The sequence below is a fragment of the Chlamydiales bacterium genome (genome assembly GCA_041395025.1).
Lineage (GTDB): Bacteria > Chlamydiota > Chlamydiia > Chlamydiales > JAAKFR01 > JAJACP01.
On sequence record JAWLBH010000001.1, the window covers coordinates 423932 to 444103 of the forward strand.

17 protein-coding genes and 1 tRNA gene are annotated in these 20172 nt (G+C 35.9%); 6 read left to right on the forward strand and 12 right to left on the reverse strand.

Features of this window, described 5'->3' with window-relative positions; genetic code table 11:
• The first annotated feature begins 58 nt into the window (after positions 1-58).
• Positions 59-132 (forward strand) — tRNA-Arg (locus R3E91_01900).
• Positions 133-213: 81 nt separating this feature from the next.
• On the opposite strand, the gene R3E91_01905 is transcribed toward R3E91_01900, so the two are convergent.
• From R3E91_01905 to aroB, 10 genes are all read right to left on the reverse strand, one after another.
• Positions 214-954 carry an N-acetylmuramoyl-L-alanine amidase gene (locus R3E91_01905; protein ID MEZ5314953.1) on the reverse strand — a complete coding sequence of 247 codons (741 nt, stop codon included), beginning with the start codon at positions 952-954 and terminating at the stop codon, positions 214-216.
• 210 nt (positions 955-1164) lie between these two features.
• Positions 1165-2640 carry a UDP-N-acetylmuramoyl-L-alanyl-D-glutamate--2,6-diaminopimelate ligase gene (locus R3E91_01910; protein ID MEZ5314954.1) on the reverse strand — a complete coding sequence of 492 codons (1476 nt, stop codon included), beginning with the start codon at positions 2638-2640 and terminating at the stop codon, positions 1165-1167.
• The gene (locus R3E91_01915; GenBank protein ID MEZ5314955.1) at positions 2631-4592 is read right to left on the reverse strand and encodes a penicillin-binding protein 2; all 1962 of its coding nucleotides are present in this window, start codon (positions 4590-4592) and stop codon (positions 2631-2633) included. The genes R3E91_01910 and R3E91_01915 overlap by 10 nt, the downstream gene beginning before the upstream one ends.
• Positions 4589-4888 carry a hypothetical protein gene (locus R3E91_01920; protein MEZ5314956.1) on the reverse strand — a complete coding sequence of 100 codons (300 nt, stop codon included), beginning with the start codon at positions 4886-4888 and terminating at the stop codon, positions 4589-4591. The genes R3E91_01915 and R3E91_01920 overlap by 4 nt, the downstream gene beginning before the upstream one ends.
• Entirely contained in the window at positions 4885-5757 is an 873-nt protein-coding gene (gene rsmH, locus R3E91_01925) for a 16S rRNA (cytosine(1402)-N(4))-methyltransferase RsmH (protein ID MEZ5314957.1), read from the reverse strand. The genes R3E91_01920 and rsmH overlap by 4 nt, the downstream gene beginning before the upstream one ends.
• Positions 5733-6674, reverse strand: a complete 942-nt coding sequence (locus R3E91_01930; GenBank protein MEZ5314958.1) for a chorismate synthase — start codon at positions 6672-6674, stop codon at positions 5733-5735. Before R3E91_01930 ends, rsmH begins: the two co-directional genes overlap by 25 nt.
• A 201-nt stretch (positions 6675-6875) precedes the next feature.
• Positions 6876-7376, reverse strand: a complete 501-nt coding sequence (locus tag R3E91_01935; GenBank protein ID MEZ5314959.1) for a shikimate kinase — start codon at positions 7374-7376, stop codon at positions 6876-6878.
• Positions 7373-8647, reverse strand: coding sequence for a 3-phosphoshikimate 1-carboxyvinyltransferase (aroA, locus tag R3E91_01940; protein MEZ5314960.1), 1275 nt, complete (start codon positions 8645-8647; stop codon positions 7373-7375). Before aroA ends, R3E91_01935 begins: the two co-directional genes overlap by 4 nt.
• A 164-nt stretch (positions 8648-8811) precedes the next feature.
• Positions 8812-10062, reverse strand: a complete 1251-nt coding sequence (locus R3E91_01945; protein MEZ5314961.1) for a type I 3-dehydroquinate dehydratase — start codon at positions 10060-10062, stop codon at positions 8812-8814.
• The gene (gene aroB / locus R3E91_01950) at positions 10043-11110 is read right to left on the reverse strand and encodes a 3-dehydroquinate synthase (protein MEZ5314962.1); all 1068 of its coding nucleotides are present in this window, start codon (positions 11108-11110) and stop codon (positions 10043-10045) included. Before aroB ends, R3E91_01945 begins: the two co-directional genes overlap by 20 nt.
• Positions 11111-11190: 80 nt before the next feature.
• On the opposite strand from aroB, the gene R3E91_01955 reads away from it, so the two are divergent.
• From R3E91_01955 to R3E91_01970, 4 genes are all read left to right on the forward strand, one after another.
• The gene (locus R3E91_01955; protein ID MEZ5314963.1) at positions 11191-11685 is read left to right on the forward strand and encodes a DUF5399 family protein; all 495 of its coding nucleotides are present in this window, start codon (positions 11191-11193) and stop codon (positions 11683-11685) included.
• Between the two features lie 5 nt (positions 11686-11690).
• Positions 11691-12086: a tetratricopeptide repeat protein gene (locus R3E91_01960; protein ID MEZ5314964.1), complete on the forward strand. Its 396-nt coding sequence runs from the start codon at positions 11691-11693 to the stop codon at positions 12084-12086.
• Between the two features lie 523 nt (positions 12087-12609).
• Positions 12610-13947 carry a chromosomal replication initiator protein DnaA gene (gene dnaA / locus R3E91_01965; GenBank protein MEZ5314965.1) on the forward strand — a complete coding sequence of 446 codons (1338 nt, stop codon included), beginning with the start codon at positions 12610-12612 and terminating at the stop codon, positions 13945-13947.
• Positions 13948-13967: 20 nt separating this feature from the next.
• Positions 13968-14555: a polymer-forming cytoskeletal protein gene (locus R3E91_01970; protein MEZ5314966.1), complete on the forward strand. Its 588-nt coding sequence runs from the start codon at positions 13968-13970 to the stop codon at positions 14553-14555.
• A 16-nt stretch (positions 14556-14571) separates the two neighbouring features.
• Here R3E91_01970 and R3E91_01975 read toward each other — a convergent pair whose 3' ends face one another.
• Complete coding sequence (locus R3E91_01975; protein ID MEZ5314967.1) at positions 14572-15171, reverse strand: hypothetical protein; 600 nt, start codon at positions 15169-15171, stop codon at positions 14572-14574.
• A gap of 216 nt (positions 15172-15387) precedes the next feature.
• On the opposite strand from R3E91_01975, the gene R3E91_01980 reads away from it, so the two are divergent.
• Complete coding sequence (locus R3E91_01980) at positions 15388-16023, forward strand: hypothetical protein (protein ID MEZ5314968.1); 636 nt, start codon at positions 15388-15390, stop codon at positions 16021-16023.
• A gap of 21 nt (positions 16024-16044) precedes the next feature.
• Here R3E91_01980 and R3E91_01985 read toward each other — a convergent pair whose 3' ends face one another.
• Positions 16045-20172: a hypothetical protein gene (locus R3E91_01985; protein ID MEZ5314969.1), complete on the reverse strand. Its 4128-nt coding sequence runs from the start codon at positions 20170-20172 to the stop codon at positions 16045-16047.

The following is a 20172-nucleotide window of genomic DNA, read 5'->3' on the forward strand; positions in this document are numbered from 1 at the left end:
GAAGAGTCTAGAATTTCTTTTAAAATAAGGAAGAGTTCAGTTATGGTTCTTGTTTTTTGTCCTCGTAGCTCAGAAGGATAGAGCGGTTGCCTCCTAAGCAGCAGGTCGCGCGTTCAATTCGCGCCGAGGACAACTGTTTTCTTTACTAAATGCAAATCTCTATCTCACCTGAAAAATAGAGATTTCAAACTAGGTAATCTAGAAAATGTCAACTTAACGAAGACTAAGATTTTTTCGATTTAGCTCTAGATATTGATCAATTCCTTGAGCAATTCCACGAGCAATTAAGCGTTGATATTTAAGATCACGTAAATATTCTAGTTCATGGCTATTAGATAAAAATCCTCCCTCAAATAAAACCGCTGGCATTTCTGTTTCACGAATGACTAAAAAATTTGCCTCTTTCAATCCACGTGATGTAGCATTTGTTTTAGTAATAACTTTATTCAAGATCATGGCTCCCAAAGCTTTTGATTTTAAAATACGCGGAGAGGAAAGTTTCTTTTCTTCTTTTAAATAATACACTTCGACGCCTTTGGCGTCTTTGTTAGTAGCAAAGTTATAATGAATACTGATAAATATATCTGCTCCTAAAGAGTTTGCAATTTCTGCTCGAGAATTCAATGAGAGAAAGGTATCTTGACTCCGAGTCATCACTGTTTTATAGCCAAGCTGATTTAGATAAGTATTCAGAATATGAGCTGTTTCGAGGGTGAATTTCTTCTCTTCGTAGTGGTCCTTTTGACTCATAGCCCCGCTATCTTTTCCTCCATGTCCTGCATCTATTACAATCATTTCCTTCTTATATAAAGAGGGAAGAGGTTTTTCATGAAAGATTGTATCAGATGAAAAAGGCCGATGTGAAGCGCACCCTGTCAAAGATCCTAATAGCACTAATAAGGTCAGTTCGATCGCCAATCTTTGGAAACATCTAATCCATCTTGTCTCTTTCATATTCGATTCCTTTCTTGATCTATTTAAACAATTTTTATCATTTTATTTAGAGAATTTCTAAGATATCATTTGGTTGATAGATGTAAAAAATCAGAGTAGTAAAGCTCTATCATAATCCTGAAAACCAACTTTCTATCTACTTTTTACTTACCGTGTAAAATATTGAAAATAAAAATTCCTTAAAAAGAAATTTCAAAACTATTTATTCTCTTATTGAGCTGATCTCTTTACTCTATTTGCAATTTCCTGAGCAACTTGACGATCATCGAATGGGAAAGTTTGGTAAGAGAAAGTCTGGTAGGTTTCATGTCCCTTACCTGCAATGAGAATTAAATCTTTAGGTTTTGCCATCTTGATGATCTGTTCGATCGCGAGTCTACGATCAACTTCAATCGAAAAATGATCCTTGGATCTTGTAAACCCACAAGCAATCTCCCTACAAATTGTAAGAGGATCCTCATTGCGAGGATTATCTGAGGTAATCACAGCAAAGTCACTATATTTTTCAACCACTTGGGCCATCTGAGGACGTTTTAAATGGTCGCGATTCCCTCCGCAGCCAAATAGAGTTAAGATGTTCCTCTCTTTTAAATCAGATAGAGCCAAAAGCACCTTTTCCATGGCATCTGGCGTATGTGCATAGTCGACATAGATATGAAAATCATTTAAATGTTCAACACGTTCAAGACGACCACGTACTCTAGGAAAATTCATAATGATCTCTGGTAAACTCTGAAATGCAATCCCTTTACAAAGAGCTGCTCCGATAGCTGCTAAACAATTATACACATTAAATCTACCGATTAACTTTGAAACAAAAGAAAGAGTTTGATCTTTAAAAGAGATAGAAAAATGGGTTTCATCTGGCATTCCTTTAAAGGAATGCGCATATAAATCTGCTTTAGGATTGAATCCATATGTTAAGATATCGGCTGAGGTTGCATCTCGCATTTTCTCTGACCAAGGAGAATCTAGATTCAATACTGCTATCCCTTTAGGTTTAAGTTTTTGAAAAAGCTTAGCTTTAGCATCTGCATAAGCTTCCATAGTTTTATGATAATCCAAGTGATCGTGAGAAAGATTAGTAAAAATTGCAACATCATAATCAATCTTCTCAACTCGCCCTTGTTCAAGACCAAAAGAAGAGACTTCCATCACAGCAGCTGTACATTTTTGTCTTATCATTTCCCTCAATAATTTTTGATTAGTAATGATATCTGGAGAAGTAAGCTGAGCAGTAAAATGTTGATCTCTAATTATGTATTCAATTGTGCCAATGATTCCACAAAACAGTCTCAAAGCATCGAAAATATACTTAACAAGGTAAGAGGTTGTTGTTTTTCCATTGGTACCTGTCACCCCAACCATAAATAAAGATTTAGAAGGATCTCCATAATAACGAGCAGCAAACTCAGACTCAATCAAACCTACTTGATTAGTAATAATTTGTGTGATTTCTTTTAAAAAAGGATTTGGAGTATCGGTTAAAATCGCAATCGCTCCACTTGCAATTGCTTCATCAATGTATTGTGCTCCATCATGAGTCATGCCCTTTTTTGCAATAAAGAGATTTCCCGGAGCGACGAGCTTTGAGTTCGAGCATAATCCATTAATTGACACATTTTTTCCTCCTCTATACAGCTCAACAGGTAATCCTATAACAAGTTCCTTTAAATTTATTCCCATGATTTATTCCATTTTTCATAAAGCATTTTGAGCTCTGAGACCTCCTTTTTCCAGTCTGCTTTTTGAGGATCATATCGAGGATCTCCTGCGGGATATCCATGTGGATCATCAAGAGGTTCTCCAAGATAATCGAGTGTCCGCTTAGCAATCTCTGAAAAAATGGGTGCTGCACACCTTCCCCCAAGGTAATTTTTGATACCTCCTTCAATACGGATTGGATTTGGTTCATCAATTGTGACAATTAAAACAAATCGTGGCTGATGAGCAGGTGTAAATCCAATAAATGAAGAAATGTAGTTTTTTTTTGAATAAACTCCATGTATAATTTTTTCAGCTGTTCCTGTTTTTCCTGCTTCAGTATACCCACTGACACTACCAAGCTTTCCTGTTCCTCCCTCTTGTGTAGAAAATTTCATTCCTTTTATCACTTCTTCTGTAATCTCTGCTTCTAAAACGCGTTTTTTTGGAGGTAAAACTGTCTTATCTATCAATACCTGATCTTTTTTCACGATTTTTCTTATAAGAGTGGGTTCAATAAAAAATCCTCCATTCGCAATAATGGCATAAGCACGAGCCATCTGAAGACTTGTTGCTAGTATATTATAACCTATTGCTAAAGAATAAGGAGTTGGTAAAGACCACTCCAAAGCCCCACTTGGATGAATTTTTCCTGGACAGGGGACAAGTCCATAGGCCTCTCCTGGAATTTCAATACCTGTTTTCTTTTGAAATCCAAAAATGTCTACAAGAGCATTTCGATACCACTCATTCCCATACGCATTAATCACTAAATCAACTAACTGAGCCATATAGACATTAGAAGATTTTTGTAAAGCCATGTATAAATTGAGCGCCTTATGATGAGGTAAGTCATAAAGAGGACGTGAAGCACGTCCTGGGAAAATTGATCGTGTCACATCTATTTTTCCTAATGGATCAAATAGAAGACCTTTTCCTTCCTTTTTTCTTTCTATATTAGCTTTTAATGCAATTGCTAAGGTAATGGGTTTCATAATCGATCCAAGTTCAAAAGCGTCAGTGACTGCTTTGACTTTTGCATCTTCAATTTTTAAGGGATCATTGAAATACTCTTGGTAACAGCTAGGATCAAAGAATGGATATTGTGCTAGTGCAAGGATTTCCCCATTATAAGGATTTAGCATCACTGCCCATCCTCCCTTTGCTTGAGCAGCGAGTACACCTTTTTCAAGTTCCTCTTCAGCAATTGCCTGAATGTAGTGGTTAACTGTTAAATAAATATCAGCTCCATCTTCAGGCTCTTCAATCACCTTATCAATTTCCAGTTGATTTAGAGGAGAGCGAAGAAGTTTACGTTTTCCAAGTTTTCCTTTAAGATAATCATTGAAATACGCCTCTAGCCCTCCTGTTGGTAATCCTTCTCGTGTTTTTTCATCCTTTAGCTCTCTAATAGTATGTAAAACCTGCCCAAGCAGTTTACCATATGGATAAGAACGCCTATTGTCTGTCACAAAATAAAGTGCATTACATGCAATTTTTCTCTCTTTTGCAAAAACAGTCCACCAAGCTAAAATTGTCTCTTTAACCTCTCTATCTAACCAAAGTGCTATCCGACGACTCCTGCTTTTTTTCTTAAATTCTTCTTCTTTTATTAAGAGATGCTGACGTAAAAATAGAATCATTTCATCATGATACTCGGTAGGAATCGAAAGCGGATCAATAAAAAGATGAAATTTTGTTACATCCAATACTAGAGGTTGAATCGTTTCAGGATGACCAACACTTAATGTTTGGTTTGAATAAAATGCCCCTCGTTTAAATGGTTCTTGAATAATACATTCGTGTTGAGCAAGCGCAGCAGATCGCCATCTCTCTCCCTCTAGAATTTGAATTTTGAAAAAAGTGGCAATGAGCAGTGAAAATAAAAAAAAAATTCCCAATGCAATAATAATGAGTCGTTTTCTTTGTCTCATTTTTCTCCTCGAGGTGTCGGAAGATAAATAGTAATAACTTCATTCATCAAGGGAGACTTGAGATGACTAAATTCTGGACGACGAGCAAGCTCCATAAGATGAGCTGGATTTTCAAAAGATTCAATCTCAAATTGAAGACACACATTTTCTTGTTCAATAGCTTGAAGTTCACAATTTCTAATAGGAATCTGTAATCGCAGTTCGGTAATATGGTTCTGTTGATTAATAAAAGCATAAAGGAAAAGCCCCATGATCAAGATACACAAAAAAATCCGGATAAAGATTCCAATATTCATATTTTTTCAATAAATCGTAATTTTGCTGAACGGCTCCGTGGATTATTTTTTATCTCTTCTGAACCAGTGACTATAGGTTTTTTCGTTAAGACTTTCACCATCCCTTTTTCTAAAGCATAGTCACGAAATAGGTGCTTGACAATTCGATCTTCCAGGCTATGAAAAGCTAATACTCCTAGTCTCCCTTTTGAGACTAAACTTTCGATCCCTTTTGGTAAAACTTGGGTGAGTCCTTTCAGTTCATCATTAACATAAATACGCAAGGCTTGAAAAACTAATGTCATCGGATGGATTTTTTTTCCTTTTCTCCTTGTTATCGTATTTTTTAATACCTCCACCAAATCGGTAGTTGTTTTGATGGGTTTTTTGTTTCTTGCTTTAACAATGGCTCGCGCCGCCATCCGCCAACGTGGCTCTTCACCATATTCGTGAAAAATCCGTCCCAAATCCTTTTCAGAATAAGTATTAATCACCATTTTAGCATCAAGATTGCTCTGGGGATTCATACGCATATCAAGAGGACCTTCGTGATAGAAGCTAAACCCTCTCTCAGGAGAATCAAGCTGCATTGATGAGACCCCCAAATCAAGAAATATGCCTTCAACTGGTTCTGAAATATACTTACAAAAATCTTTCACATTGGCTTGGATAAGAATCACTTTTTTTTTAAAAGGCTCTAGCTTTGCAGCAGCGATTTCAATCGCATAAGGATCGTGATCAAAACCATATAGCTTTTCAATTTCAGGATGAGCTTCTAGAATTGCATAAGCATGGCCTCCACTTCCAATTGTTCCATCGATATAACGATAAATTTTTTGTTCAGAAAAAAAAGAAAGAAATTCCTTTATAAGGATCGGTTGATGGTACATGTTTTATTCATTAAGAATGTATCTACTACCACAAGGGCAGCCATTGATTGTACAACACGCACGGCTCGAATAGCAAGACATGGGTCATGACGAGAACCCTCTGGTAGGATAAGTGTTGCCTTTTCTCCTTTTAAAGTTTTTGTTTCTTGAGCTTTTCCTATACTAGATGTTGGTTTGAATGCAACCCGAAAAACAATCGGCTCACCATCTGTAATCCCTCCAAGGGTTCCACCTGTCGGACAGCGGTTATGATCTGAGCCACACATACCTGCTGCTTTAAATCCTTCACCAATTTCAAATCCCTTACTTGCGGGTAAGGAAAGCATGGCTTGTGCTAAAAGAGCTTCCATTTTTAGATAAACTGGCTCACCTAATCCAGCAGGAACCCCCTCTACTCTTCCTTCTACAATTCCTCCTGCAGAATCCTTCTCCTTAAGTTCCCCTCTTTCGACTAAAGAAGCTTTCACATAAATTCCTTCTTGACTCAATAATTTTTCTGCTATTGCACCTGCTGCGACCCGACAAGCTGTCTCTCTAGCTGAAGCTCTTCCCCCACCACGATAATCAAAGATTCCATATTTTTTTAAATAGGTCAAATTTGCATGTCCTGGACGGACTAAATCTTTAATTGGTTCATATTTGCTTACATCTATATCTTGATTTGGAATTAAAATAGAAATTGGTGTCCCTGTGGTTTTACCTTCAAAGACTCCTGAAAGCAGTTGAATTAAATCACTTTCTTGTCTCTGAGAAGTATTTGGCTGTTTACCAGGCGCTCGCTTAGCAAGCTCCTGGTTAATCTCTTCTTCAGAGATTTCTAAACCAGCTGGACATCCGTCAATCACAACCCCTATTGCCTTTCCATGGGATTCTCCCCAAGTCGTGATTCGAAAAATTTGACCAAATGAGTTACGCATTGATAAAAATTTAAAATAGATCAAATTTCGTGTCAAAAACAAACAACAATGCATTGCTAACTAATCAGACAATTTCTATTAAATACTAATCCAATCTCTCATAAGAAGCGTTTTTAGAGATGAAAAACTTCATTCATAAAAAAGATGTGAATTAGATCCTTAAAAACTCGATCCATTTTCCTTCATAGATTTTCAAACACCTCAATATTTTGTATGAAAAATCTTTATTAACCTCTCTATACAATCATTTGGAGATAGATCTTCCGTATCAAAAATGAGATCACAGCGTCTCTCCAGAATTGGAATCCGTTCTTTAATAAGTTCTTCGATCTGTGTCTGAGGATTGATAGCATCCACATAAGCTGGGAGTCCTCGTCTTTGGATGCGTTCCCATAGAGTGGATATAGATGTTCTTAGATAGACAATCTCACCGAGTTTCTTGAGATGCATATAGTTTTGCTCAAATAACAATGTCCCTCCTCCTGTGGCAATAATTGCAGGTTTTTTTTTTAGAGACATGACAAGTTGATGTTCAAGATGACGGAAAACTGTTTCACCGTGTTCAAGCCAAAGCAATCGAATTGGTTTTCTATAAACCACTTCCATCATAGAGTCTGAATCATAGAATGGCAATCGCATTTGCTGGGCTAATAATCGACCTAAAGTGGTTTTTCCCGCACAAAATAGACCGGATAAAATCATTGGATGTCTGCCCCTAATGAAAGCATTTGATGTTGGAAATTTGGAAATGTCTTTACTACACATCCAATATTTTTAACCACTGTCTTTCCCTTAGCTGCTAATCCTGCAACAGCAAGAGAAAGAGCAATTCGATGGTCAGAATAACTCTCAACAATCCCCCCTCTCAATGAAGATTGGTGAATCAAAAGACCTTCTTCTTGCTCTTCAATACGACCACCCATTTTTCTTAATTCAGTTGCCATCGCAGTGATACGGTTAGATTCTTTTTTACGTGCAATTCTTCCACCGACTAGCTCAGTTTCTCCCTCAGCTAAACATCCTAAGACTGCAAGGATAGGAAGGGTATCAATACATCCATTCACATTAATTTGCATTCCATGTAGTTTTCCTCCTTTCTTGACACATAATCCTTTCTCTTCTAATTCAATCTTGGCACCCATTTGCTGTAGAATGGTAATTAGCTGTTTATCTGGTTGCAAGTCATCAAAATCAAGATTATCAAAATAGACTTCTGAATTGGTCAAGATCGCGGCTACAAGAGGGAAAGCTAACGAACTAAAATCTCCAGGGACTTTATAACTAAATCCTTCAATCAAAGCGTTACCAGATATTTCGTAATAACTACCTTGGTAAGCCATAGATGAAATACCAAATTTTTCTAACCAGTGTCGCGTGAGTTCTATCCATGGAATTTCTCCTGGATTATTCACAAAAATTTTTACTGGTCCGGGAGCTAAAGCTCCAGCAATTAACAATCCTGAAATAGGCTGTGAATCCTCTCCATCAACTCTCACATAGCCTGATCTAATTGGGCCTTGGATAAAAATTGGAGGCTGACCATTTTTTAAAATTGAAAATGCTAATCCACCTAACTGGTTTAATCCTTCGATTAAAGGAATAATCGGACGAGATTCACGAATCGATCGATCTCCTGTAATAATAATTGGCTTAGACGAAAGAGCTGCTATTGCACCTACCAAACGCAGAATCAAACCTGAATTACCAGCATTGATGATATCTTTTGCTCCATCAATCTTCCCTCCTAATCCATTGACTTCAACTGACTCTCTCTCTTGAATATCTGCACCTAATAAGCGACAGGTATGGATCATATCTGGACAAGGGAGAAGATCTGTTAAAACACTTTTCCCTTTTGCAAGGGTTGCAAAAAGTAGAGCACGTATTGATTGCGATTTTGAAGAAGGAACTGTTAACTTACCCTTAAGTTGAGATGGATAAATTTTCCAATTTTTTAATCTGATTCCTTTCATTCAATGGCATTGTTGATCTTAAGTGGCATTTTCATCTACGTTAGAAAATTTTCTTGAATGATTCATATTTATTGGATTCTCTCTTCGTTTTAAATCACGGAATAAAAACAATCGTTTTGAAATAATGAGAAATTAAAAAGAAAATAAAATTTCTAGTTTCCACCTCAGTCTACTTCAAACCAAAAACAATATTGATCAACTGCTTGTTGAATAAACATATCTAATCCATAAATCAGTAGGCAATCTTTTTTTTGAGCAGCCTGTAACAATCTTGTCATTTTTGGTGAGATCATTGTATCCATCACAATCCTTTGTTTAATAAGTTGCTTTGTAGAAACTGGACAGACTGGAGTACAGTTGATGAGGATATCATACCCTTTAGAAGCAAAGGTTTCTAAAGTCAGTACATTCGGTGTGATTCTACGAGCACGTGCTAAATTTCTATTCGCAATCCAGACATCTATTCCTCGTTTCTTTGCCTCATCAGCAATTGCAATAGCTGTCCCTCCAGCCCCAAGAATGACCATGCGTTTCCCTTTGAGAGGAATAGTTTTTTCAAGAACTCGTAAAGCCCCTAGTCCATCACTATTAAAATACCTAGGTTTTTTTTTAGAAAAGACCACTGTATTGATAGCTTGATTTTTTCTAACTAATTCTTTTAAAGGCATCGTTACACTTAAACCTTTAAATCCAATTTTTTCACAAAGCAGGAGTACATCGGAACACTCATGCTTTTTAACCCTCATCTTTATGTAAACAGCATTTAACCCTAATTGATGAAATGCAAAATTATGAATTCGATCTCCAACACTTTTGGAAATAGGATCCCCTATTAAACCATAAACTCCTGTATTTTTAGAAAGAGTATGGTAGTGATAAGTAGAAAGAAGTTCATCGAGTAAAAGCTGCCCATCCGCTGTGACCTGTGACAAAGATAATGGAGCATAATTCCATGGTGCTCCAAAAATTGGAGCTAAAATTCGAGTGATCTTCCCCATCTCTCCCATACAAAGCCCAATGACACCTGTCTTCTTCATCAGCTCCAACATTCTTAGAGAATCTGATGTGGATCGAGCATAAGTCACAATTTTATAATAATCTGCTTTATATGCTTTTATTTTCTTATATAAGTGTTCAAGATCAGGAGTTCTCTCTTGATCATGGTAGGAACAAATCCGAGGAAGCGGTAAATCAATCTCAACTCCAAATGGAAGATCTATCATGTCAGGATCAAAAGAGAGGATAGAAGGATCAAATCGACTCAGTTTAAAAATCACAGGTTTCTGACAAGCTGATCTAAGGACTCTAAGATTTTTTGGGGTAAAAAGATCAAGACGTAGTTCAATCAAATCTGCTTTTGCATTAGCTAATTTGACTGCTTTCAATGAATCTGTCCTAATAGGAGCACATAACATCTTGCCAACCCAGATCTAAATACTCTTTTGTTAAATCCGCTGTATACTTCCCATTAGAGGAAACTACTAACCCCAAGTCTCTAAGAACAACAAATTGGTAAGCTCCTTTTTTATCAACAGCTAACCCTTGGTAAGGAAAATCATAAGGGAGATCTACCCGAATAGGAAGTTTATCAAAAAACCTGCGAATACGCTCATAAGAAGCCGAAGAAAGGTAACCAAGACGTCTTGCTATTGCTGCTTCAACTAACATTCCGATGAATACAGCCTGTCCATGAGCAAGAGTATAATTAGAAAAAGTCTCTAAAGCATGACCAATTGAGTGGCCAAAATTCAATATCTGTCGTAAACCCTTTATTTCATAAGGATCTTTTTCTACAATAGATTGCTTAATCAAACAACTTCTACGAATCATTTCTTGAATAAGCAAGGGATCTCTTGCCAGAATATCAACATAATTTAACTCAAGAAAATCAAAAAAATCACGATCAGCAATCAAGCTATGTTTGATTGTCTCTGCAAGGCCATAAACAAATTCTTGCTGAGGAAGAGTAGTGAGCAAAGAGAAATCAATAAACACTCTCATAGGATGATAAAAAGTTCCAATCCAATTCTTTGCATCTTTTAGATTCACCCCTGTCTTCCCTCCAATGGAAGCATCTGTCATTGCAATTAAAGTGGTGGGAATTGAAATATAAGGTATTCCACGACAATAAGTTGAAGCTACAAATCCAATAAGATCAAGAAGCTCTCCTCCTCCAACAGCGATTAAACAAGTGTCACGGCCATACCCTTTTTTGATTAAAAGATCTTCGATGTTTTCTTTCATTCCACGAGATTTAATAGGTAGCTCTTCCTGAAGAATGATCTTATGATGTTGGATATCAGGAAGAAACTTTGCAATCGTTGTTGTTGTAATAAGAAGATCTCTAAAAGGATAAGACTTAAGAAATACAAAAACCTCTTTCAAGAGATATTCTCCAAAAACCACATCATATTGAATAGGAGAAGCAGGAATAGTAAGAGATAAAGTGTCTTTTATAGCCATCTATGCTAATATAAAATGATATCAGAATTTTACAAAACATTTTGCGTGATTCAAACGATTTAAATAGTTAAAATAGAAATATGGTGAAAATTTATAACTACGATATTCATGCTCATGAGAGATTTGCCCGGGATCAGGAGGAAGTAGAAGCTTTTTATAAGCAATATCATCTTCCAATAAGTCAATCCTATCTAGTCGCAAAACAAACGAGTATCTTGGATCTGATTCCAAAATTATCTGCGATAGTTCGGCTCATGGAGACCTATCGAAAAAAAACATGGGCTGGCTTCAATATTCCTGAAAACTATTACTCACAACGGCTAGCTGCTTCTCCTTATCTTGCCCCTTCATTAGGAACACCTGAAAAGCAAATTGCTGATATAAATAAAATTCGCACCTTTCTAAATACTCAAGCTGAAAGCAGGCTTTCTAATAAGCAAAAAGAAACACAAACTAGTCAAGATGTACTGAATCAAGAAGGCGAAGCAATTATTCATATGATCGAAGGAATCAAGCAGGTAAACGATATGATCAATTTTGTGATTACACGTATGTGCCAATTTGTACAGGCCTAAACATCATGACTTCTTCTAATTGGAGATCTATTTTAGGATGGACAGATGAGCAAATCGAAGAACTTCGATTTGCAGGTTTTTCGTTTTTAAGAGAAGGACAATATAACAAAGCACTTCTTTTTTTTGAAGCCCTTGTCATCATCGATCCTTCAAACACTTACGACATGCAAACTCTTGGTGCGCTTCATTTGCAAATGAGCAATGGAAAAAAAGCGATTGAAATTCTTAATCGAGCGCTTCTACTCGATCCTTCCCATGAACTAACGCAGCTTAACAAAGTAAAAGCTCTACTACTTTCGAGCGAAAAAAATCAAGCTTTTGCACTTGCAAAAGAGCTTGAAAAAAGTCAAGATTTAACTATTGCTAATGATGTCTCTGCTTTATTGACTACCTATTACTAATCCTTGTCGATAAAGCAGGGGCTTTATTATTCTGATCTCCGATCCACATTCCTCCTAGTTCTATTCCAAATAATATGCTCCCCTTTTTAAATATAGCTAGAGACTATTTTCCTCATTTTAAATTTCACGCTTTTGGAAGCGATAAAAAGAGAGGCTTAATGGTGACTGAAATAATATGTTGTTGGTGATTTTTTTATACCTGCTTTTTCTATTTTTAAAAGGATAGTCAATCAATTTCCAAAAGATTTAACAAGAGATTCTTACTTCATAAATTTTGTGGAAAATTTGTTTACAATATTTATTATCAATAATTTAAATTTTTTAAAATTATTTTTGATTTTTTTTCAATCAAACTACTTTGATGATGAAACATTTAGTCTCTATCTTCTTTTTTTTGCATATTAAACTCCTTGCGACCTAACAAACCAGATGGTACATTCTCAATCTTGTTTACAACTCAAAAATATGGCTCTGAAGCTATTGTGGAAAACATTGTTTATATCTTCATGCAGAGGAAATTTCTATGCTGACATGCGATACTCGCACTTGGACACAGTTTCTTGAATACGTAAAAAAACGCTGTTCTTTAATTGCCTTTGAAAATTGGCTAGCTCCTATCAAGGTCTTGGAATCCTCTTCAGAATCTATAACTTTAGAAGTCCCAAATATCTTTGTTAAAGCTTATTTGCTAGATAATTATGCACGTGATTTATGTTCTTTTTTACCGATCAATGGTGAGGGTGAACCTGCAATTATTTTTGTCATTGCTGATCAAAAAAAGCATACCACACCTACATTATCTACAATACCTACATCATCTTCCACTCAAGACACGCATGAATATCAACTAAAACTTAACCCTTCTTATCGATTTGATAATTTTATTGAAGGTCCTTCCAATCAATTTGTGAAATCGGCTGCAATGGGAATTGCTAACCGTCCTGGTCGTTCTTATAATCCTCTTTTTATCCATGGAGGTGTCGGGTTAGGAAAGACACATTTATTACATGGTATTGGTCATCACGTGCATGAAAATCATAAAAAATTACGTGTACAATGCATCACTACTGAAGGATTTATCAACGATCTCGTTGACAATCTGCGTAGTAAATCTGTTGATAAAATGAAGCGTTTTTACCGTTCTTTAGATATTTTACTCGTAGATGATATTCAATTTCTACAGAATCGATTAAACTTTGAAGAGGAATTCTGTAATACATTTGAAAGTTTAATTAATCAAAACAAACAGATTGTGATTACCAGCGATAAACCTCCTGGACAACTCAAACTCTCTGAAAGAATTGTAGCACGGATGGAATGGGGGCTTGTTGCGCATGTCGGTATGCCTGATTTAGAGACTCAAGTGGCTATCTTGCAACATAAAGCTGATCAGAAGGGATTGAAGATTCCAAATCGAGTAGCTTTTTTTATTGCTGAGCATGTTTTTAGCAACGTTCGTCAACTTGAAGGAGCTATTAACCGTTTAACAGCTCACTGTCGTCTCCTAGGACAAGAAGTATCTGAACAACTGGTTGAAGAGACATTGAGTGAGCTCTTCCAAGTCGCTCCTAAGAAGAAAGTCTCTGTTGAAAATATTCTCAAAAGTGTTTCGACTGTTTTCCAAGTACGTGTCAATGATTTAAAGGGAACAACACGGACTAAAGAGATTGCTATTGCGAGACAAGCGGCTATGTTCTTAGCTAAAGAAATGATTAATGATTCTTTAATGATGATTGGCAACTCTTTCGGTAAAACGCATTCTACAATCTTACATGCATGTAAGACTATTGAAAATAAAATCAAAAAAGATGAATCATTAAGACGACAGATTGCCTTTTGTCGACGCAATATTGAGGATTAATTATTTAAATTAGGTATACTATGTTTCGCCGTCCAACAAAAAATCCATTAGATGAAAATGCATTAATCTACGATCAAGAGCCCCATACTTCATCTCCTTATAAATATGGATCAATAAAGGAAGAAATTCCTCCTCGAATTTTTGATAAACCCCATCCTCAAGTAGGAAGAGCTTCTAACCGTTCTCTTCCTAATGAGAGTCAAGATGAGCAGCAATGGAATATTTCTGAAGACACTGCCTCTCTTCCTCATCATTTTATGAAAGAAGAAGATCCAGAAACTACTCTTGGTGAAGGAGTCACTTTTCGTGGAGAACTGAGTTTCGAACGCCTACTGCGTATCGATGGTTCATTTGAAGGAGAACTACTTTCACAAGGGAAAGTGATTATTGGACCGAAAGGGAAAGTTAAAGCAAATCTTAATTTACGTGAAGCAGTCATCGAAGGAGAAGTTGAGGGCAATATTGTAGTGCAAGAAAAACTTGAACTAAGAGGAGAAGCTTTGATTAAAGGAGATATAAAAGCTAGATCTTTATGTGTTGATGAAGGTGTCCAACTGATTGGCCATGTAAATGTCACTCAAGATCCTGCTAAAGAACACCCTCTTTGAAAAGACCCTACTTTATTTATGACATCATTTCTGTGAATGCCATAACATAAATTTTTTTAGCCATTCCTTGTCTTAGTAGATCAGCTTTTTGACTTAGGGCTTCTCCTCTTTGCATGACATTATCGATCAAAAGAAGAGTCTTACCTTTAATATTCGCCTTTTTTTTTAGGTAACATTCTGTCCTTTGAGGAGCTTCAAACTCCTCTTCATGAAAATTTCTTCGTGGAAGAAGAGTCATTCGCCGTCCTATACATGGGTAGACCTTCCTCTTGACATATTTTGCAAAGGCTTGTGCTAGAAGCATCATATGATCTTGAAACCAAACAGAATGTGGGACTGGTATCACCAGGTCAGGTAGTTCCCATCCCAATCTTTCAAACTGTAAAAACATAAATGCCCCTGCTATTTTAGCCAGATATACTTTTTGGAAAGAGGCCATTTTTTTCACAAATGTTTGAACAGAACCTATATACTCTAGAGAAGCAGCCATCTTGAGATTCAATTCTTTTTTATCTTTACAATTGAAACAAGGAAGGTCTCCCTTCTCTTTAAAACAAAAATAACAGCGTTTCCATGGATCAATCAATTCAAAATAGAGAGCACACTCTTGACACATCAAATAAGATGTTTTTCGATAACAATGTAGACATATTTGTGGAAATAAAATGTCGGAAAATAATTTTAGAGCTTTACTAAAAAAAAATTGACTTGATTGCATGTTTTTTGATTTATTTTTTGTTTAACAAGGTTAATCTCTTCGTATTTTGAAATACTAGATTTAAATTTTTAGATCAAAAATGGGATGGTTGATGATGAAAGGAAATCCATTCGAATGAAATACTTTTTTTCTTTCCTATGTATGTTTTTTCATCTATCAGCTTATAGCTTAACTATTACATCTGATATTACTACCATTACCGAAGAAAGAAATATTGAACATCCCCATGTAAAAATCTCAGAGGATGGCAAAGGAATGGTAGTGTGGACAAGTCATACCTCTGTCACTGAAATCCAAGCAGCATATTTTAATGGCACTCATTGGCTACAATCTTTAACAATTAGTAGAGGTACTTTTCCAAGATTTGGTATTGCTTTAAATGGAGTGGCTTTTGCAGTCTGGTTAAATACGATCAATACCAGTGCAGGTCAGATTTTTGTTTCTCAGTTTGATCCTTTAACAAATTCGTGGTCTCAACCTATTCAAATTTCAAATGGAGGAATTAATGCAGCTCCAGATATTGCTGTAAATGCTGGAGGAAATGCGGTTGCAGTTTGGATTCAGAACTATCCAACCTCAATTCAAGCAGCAACTTATGATGCTTCTACCTCAACATGGTCTGAACCAAAAACCTTGATTAATAAAGCAGTGATTTCTCCTAAAGTCACCCTTAATGAGGCGAATCAGGGTATTGTAATGTGGCGTGGTAGAGCCTCTCATATCGAGACAATGAATATTTCTCTTCCTTAAAGGAGGGTTCATTATAAGTTGCTATTCCTCTTCAAATTGGTTACTAAAGGTGTATTTGGGATGTAAAAGTGTCCCCTTGATACTGATTGTTAAAAATTCAGCTAACTTCATAAGAAGGTTATATTGCTTCATTCTAAGCCTAAAATTCAGGTTACCTTTTAGATCAATGTAAGCAGGACTCCCCTCTACTAAGTAAAAACGAGAACGCTTTCCTTCACTATACATATCCTTAAACTCATTAAAAATAATCTTACCATCACAAATTTTATAATCGACACAACCACGAACAGGAATAAAATTCGTGAGATCGAGACCAATTCTAGCAGTAATTTCTGTAGGAATGAAAAGAAGATTAGTGAAGAGAGTTTTCTTCGGCAAATTCGTGAATTCGAAAGTTCCCTCCCCACTAAAACTATCAAGAGCATTTAGATTACCACAAAAATCTGTGAGATCAAATCTACGAATAAAAAAGGAACGTAATAAAGATCTATTTCGCAAATGTGAACGAATCCAAGGACTTTTAAGACGAGAAAGACGTACTTCTTCAAGGGTGAGCTTATCACAGAAGAAAGACCAGATTCCCATCTCTTGAAAAAGATTCACTTGCCCAATTGACAGATAACCCGCCCAATCTATCACATTCAGATTAGTGAAGCTAAAATGATTTCGATCATACACTACCTCGGAAACAATTGTATCAAATGCAAACCCAGCAAATTGAATTTTTGATCCAGTTAAACTGCCAGAAAATGAAAAGTAGTTGAAATTCCACTCAGGAATTGTCAAAACGCCTTCTAAAAGATAATGACCTAAGATAGAAAAATGGTTGACTATCTCTCCTAATCGTGGGCCAAAAAGATGAGATAATTCAAAAGTATCGAAGTGAATTTTCCCTTTTAATGTGTTCTCTTGAGAAAGATTAAGGGATTTAGATGAATAAAGAGCACACTCTAATCCTCGTACTTCCCCTGTAATACGATCAATATGTAATCCAGTTTGGTAATCATAGCTCCATTCACATACTAATCCCTTTTCACTGGAAATGTCTGGAGATAATTCATCATCACTAATCTTGAGTATTCCCTTATTGACATTTTCACTATCCATAACCACATGAGCCCAATAGTCATTGTCTTGGTATAGGATCTTCATCCAAAGATTAAAATGGAGAGGATCATAGAGAAGAAAAAAGTTTTCAATATTAAATTTCTGACCACAAACATTATAGGTTCCATCTTTTAAAACCAGATGAAGCCATAATTTATCAGGAATCATTTCAATTGAAAGACGCCCTTCTAAGGGTTCATTTTGTTTTAACGCTTTTATCCATTGCAAAAGATTTGGAGAAATTTTACTTGGAAAAAGATTGGCTATAAGCTCTGTCATCCAGGGAAATTTTTCTGGAGGTAAAGAGATATCAAATTCTTCAAAACAACATCTTTGCTCATTTAAATCATAGAAAAAGCGACCTAATTTATATTTTTCAAATCCTGTCGGGGTAGGAATATCTACTTCTAAACCTTCAATTGTTAATCCTTTCTTGGAGGAATATATACAGGTCAATGCATCACCATCTCCAAAATGTATCCCTCCAAACTCAAGATTGTGGAAAGCAGTGTTTAAATGAGCATTTAATCCGTCCCTAAGATTCCATTCAAATTTTCCTGTGCTCATAATCTCTCCAACTGGTTTCCATAGAGAAGAAGATTTACTCAATTTCCATTGAAAAGATTCAAGATTTCCTTTCAACTCTTTTTGTTCACGATGATAGATAGCTGAAAAAGCCATCTCTCCTTTTTTTTCTCTATCGTAGAGATGAAAATCCCGCAAAAAAATCTCTTGCCCATCCCATATAATCTTCCCTAAACCTTCCCAGTTTTTATAGGCAAAATGTGTCACATCTAAATCTTGAGCCAAACGATTAGCGTGAAACATGATGCCTTCTCCTTGACATAGAATCTCATGATGATTAGCGAGTCCTTGAAAAGAGCAAAAGTCTGTCGAAATATCAAATATGATGTTATTTAGATCATAAGCAATACGTCCCCCACATCTTAACTGAAGTTCTTTAAAAAACCCTGCGAATTTTCCTTCAAAATTTCCTGAAATCAGAACTGGATGAGGGTCAAGATGAAAACAAAATACACAACCTTTTCCTTCACTCTCTACCTCTCCTTCAAATGGAATCTCCCAAAAAATCGAATCGCAAAAATGAGAGAGAAGTGTTTGTAAATCGGAGGCAGAACCAGAAAAATCGTCTGCAGAAATTCTTAAATCGATATCATTAACCTCTCTCACTTCAATTTTTACAGAACCTTTTAATAATAGCTGATTTGAATAAATTTCAATCTCCTCAATATGCATAAAATTATTCTGAAAATAAGCCATGGCATGACCAGATTCAAATAATAGATCACGGCTCTTGTGATAATAGGTGACATTTTTCAAAGGAAGAACCCCAACATAGTCCCATGTCTGCAAATTCACTTGATAGACAGCATTTAGATCATGCCCCTGCTCAACACAGTCAGCAGATAAAGAAAAGTGAGGGTTGTCAATTTGAAAATTTTTTCCCTCATAAGAAATAATAAGATAGTTCTCATCAAAAGTCCCCTGAAAATCTGTTAAACCTGACGCTTTGATCTCAAGATTTTGTAAAAGAAAAGGAGAAAGAAATTTCTCCAAAGGAAATTGTTGACCTGTAAACCATCCAAGCCATTTTTGTGAAAGACAAAACTGATCAGCAACATGATCTAAAAACAAATCAACTGATCTAGAAAGAGAAAAAGGTAAATTTTCAGCAATCTCTTTGATCCCTCTTTGTTCTTTCCCAAATAGACAGCCAAAAGCAAGTGCATATTCTTCTTCTCCTTTAATGAGAATATTTCCCTCTAGCTCTAAACCTGATTTCAATTTGGAAACAGAGGCTTTTAAATTAAAATGATCATTCGCGAATACTTCACGCAAGTTATCTCGATAATCATCAGGGAAAAAGGTGGAAATTGCAGTTGAATCTCCCTGAAAATCCATTTGAATGAGGCTATCTGCATGCCAATCAAGAATCAGTCCTCCATCCATTCCCATAAAATTTCCTGCTAAAATTGAGCTTTCAACTTTTCCTTCTCGTACACAAATTTGAGTATGTAAATTTCTTAAATCCCATAATCCCTGCCAAAATTTAGCTGTTTTCTGAAGAGCTAACCTTCCTCCTTGTAGAACCACATCTCCGTGTATCGTTTCTACTGAAGAAAGATCGACATCTAAATCTGCTTCGCAAGAATCAATCTCTCCTATTAATTCGAGTAATCTATTCTCTGCATGTAGATTAGCTAAATAGACTGTGCCCTGAATACACATAGGAAGACCTTGATAAAGGGAGAGATTAAGATTTCCGTTGACTATTCCAGATTTAAAATCCCATTGCATCATTGAATCAGGGATATAGGTATAAAAAAAATGTGAGATAATCTCATATATTTTTGGTAATGAATTAGATAAGAAATTTGTCTTAAGATGAATAAATCCATTTTTCATCATCGAAAAATCTGTTCTTAAATTTGGCTCATTGTCATTCCACGTGCATGTAAAAAATCCAAAAGCTTCTTGTTCTATAAGCTGACATTCAAGATCGAAGTGTAAATGATCATTAGAAGAAGGGCTTCCTAAATTCTGATCTGTAAATATAAATTCTCCATCTTGAATTACAGTTTTAAGATCACACTTAAAAAAAGGAGAAAAAGAAGGAAAAGATGAAGGGAATTTTTGAGACTTTACTTTTTGATCGAGTATCTTTAATCCTTTTATTTCTAGAACTCCTCCGATTGCCTGATCTTTAAAATCTAAATGAGGAGAGAGGCAAGCCTCAGTAAACACTGCCTGGCATTTTCCTGGTTTTACAAGGGCTCCATTTTTAAATATGATTTGCCCATTTTCCCAAATCAAAGCTTTGTAATTCAATTCTAGTCCAGCCACCTTGTGGAAATAGCGGGTAGCTTGATAATGGATAGAGGCAAGGAAAAGCTTATCGGGAAAAAGGAAAATACCGATAAGCAAACCGATCAAAGAAAAAAATAGAATGTGTTTAAAATGATTCACTTTACTGAAGATTACAGATAAATAGAGAGAAGAAAAAGGCTTTTTTCTTCTCAA

Excerpts from the sequence above, each read along its gene's own strand:
- R3E91_01905 (MEZ5314953.1), bottom strand. The coding sequence starts at position 954 with ATGAAAGAGACAAGATGGATTAGATGTTTCCAAAGATTGGCGATCGAA.
- R3E91_01910 (MEZ5314954.1), bottom strand. The coding sequence starts at position 2,640 with ATGGGAATAAATTTAAAGGAACTTGTTATAGGATTACCTGTTGAGCTG.
- R3E91_01915 (MEZ5314955.1), bottom strand. The coding sequence starts at position 4,592 with ATGAGACAAAGAAAACGACTCATTATTATTGCATTGGGAATTTTTTTT.
- R3E91_01920 (MEZ5314956.1), bottom strand. The coding sequence starts at position 4,888 with ATGAATATTGGAATCTTTATCCGGATTTTTTTGTGTATCTTGATCATG.
- rsmH (MEZ5314957.1), bottom strand. The coding sequence starts at position 5,757 with ATGTACCATCAACCGATCCTTATAAAGGAATTTCTTTCTTTTTTTTCT.
- R3E91_01930 (MEZ5314958.1), bottom strand. The coding sequence starts at position 6,674 with ATGCGTAACTCATTTGGTCAAATTTTTCGAATCACGACTTGGGGAGAA.
- R3E91_01935 (MEZ5314959.1), bottom strand. The coding sequence starts at position 7,376 with ATGATTTTATCCGGTCTATTTTGTGCGGGAAAAACCACTTTAGGTCGA.
- aroA (MEZ5314960.1), bottom strand. The coding sequence starts at position 8,647 with ATGAAAGGAATCAGATTAAAAAATTGGAAAATTTATCCATCTCAACTT.
- R3E91_01945 (MEZ5314961.1), bottom strand. The coding sequence starts at position 10,062 with ATGTTATGTGCTCCTATTAGGACAGATTCATTGAAAGCAGTCAAATTA.
- aroB (MEZ5314962.1), bottom strand. The coding sequence starts at position 11,110 with ATGGCTATAAAAGACACTTTATCTCTTACTATTCCTGCTTCTCCTATT.
- R3E91_01955 (MEZ5314963.1), top strand. The coding sequence starts at position 11,191 with ATGGTGAAAATTTATAACTACGATATTCATGCTCATGAGAGATTTGCC.
- R3E91_01960 (MEZ5314964.1), top strand. The coding sequence starts at position 11,691 with ATGACTTCTTCTAATTGGAGATCTATTTTAGGATGGACAGATGAGCAA.
- dnaA (MEZ5314965.1), top strand. The coding sequence starts at position 12,610 with ATGCTGACATGCGATACTCGCACTTGGACACAGTTTCTTGAATACGTA.
- R3E91_01970 (MEZ5314966.1), top strand. The coding sequence starts at position 13,968 with ATGTTTCGCCGTCCAACAAAAAATCCATTAGATGAAAATGCATTAATC.
- R3E91_01975 (MEZ5314967.1), bottom strand. The coding sequence starts at position 15,171 with ATGTGTCAAGAGTGTGCTCTCTATTTTGAATTGATTGATCCATGGAAA.
- R3E91_01980 (MEZ5314968.1), top strand. The coding sequence starts at position 15,388 with ATGAAATACTTTTTTTCTTTCCTATGTATGTTTTTTCATCTATCAGCT.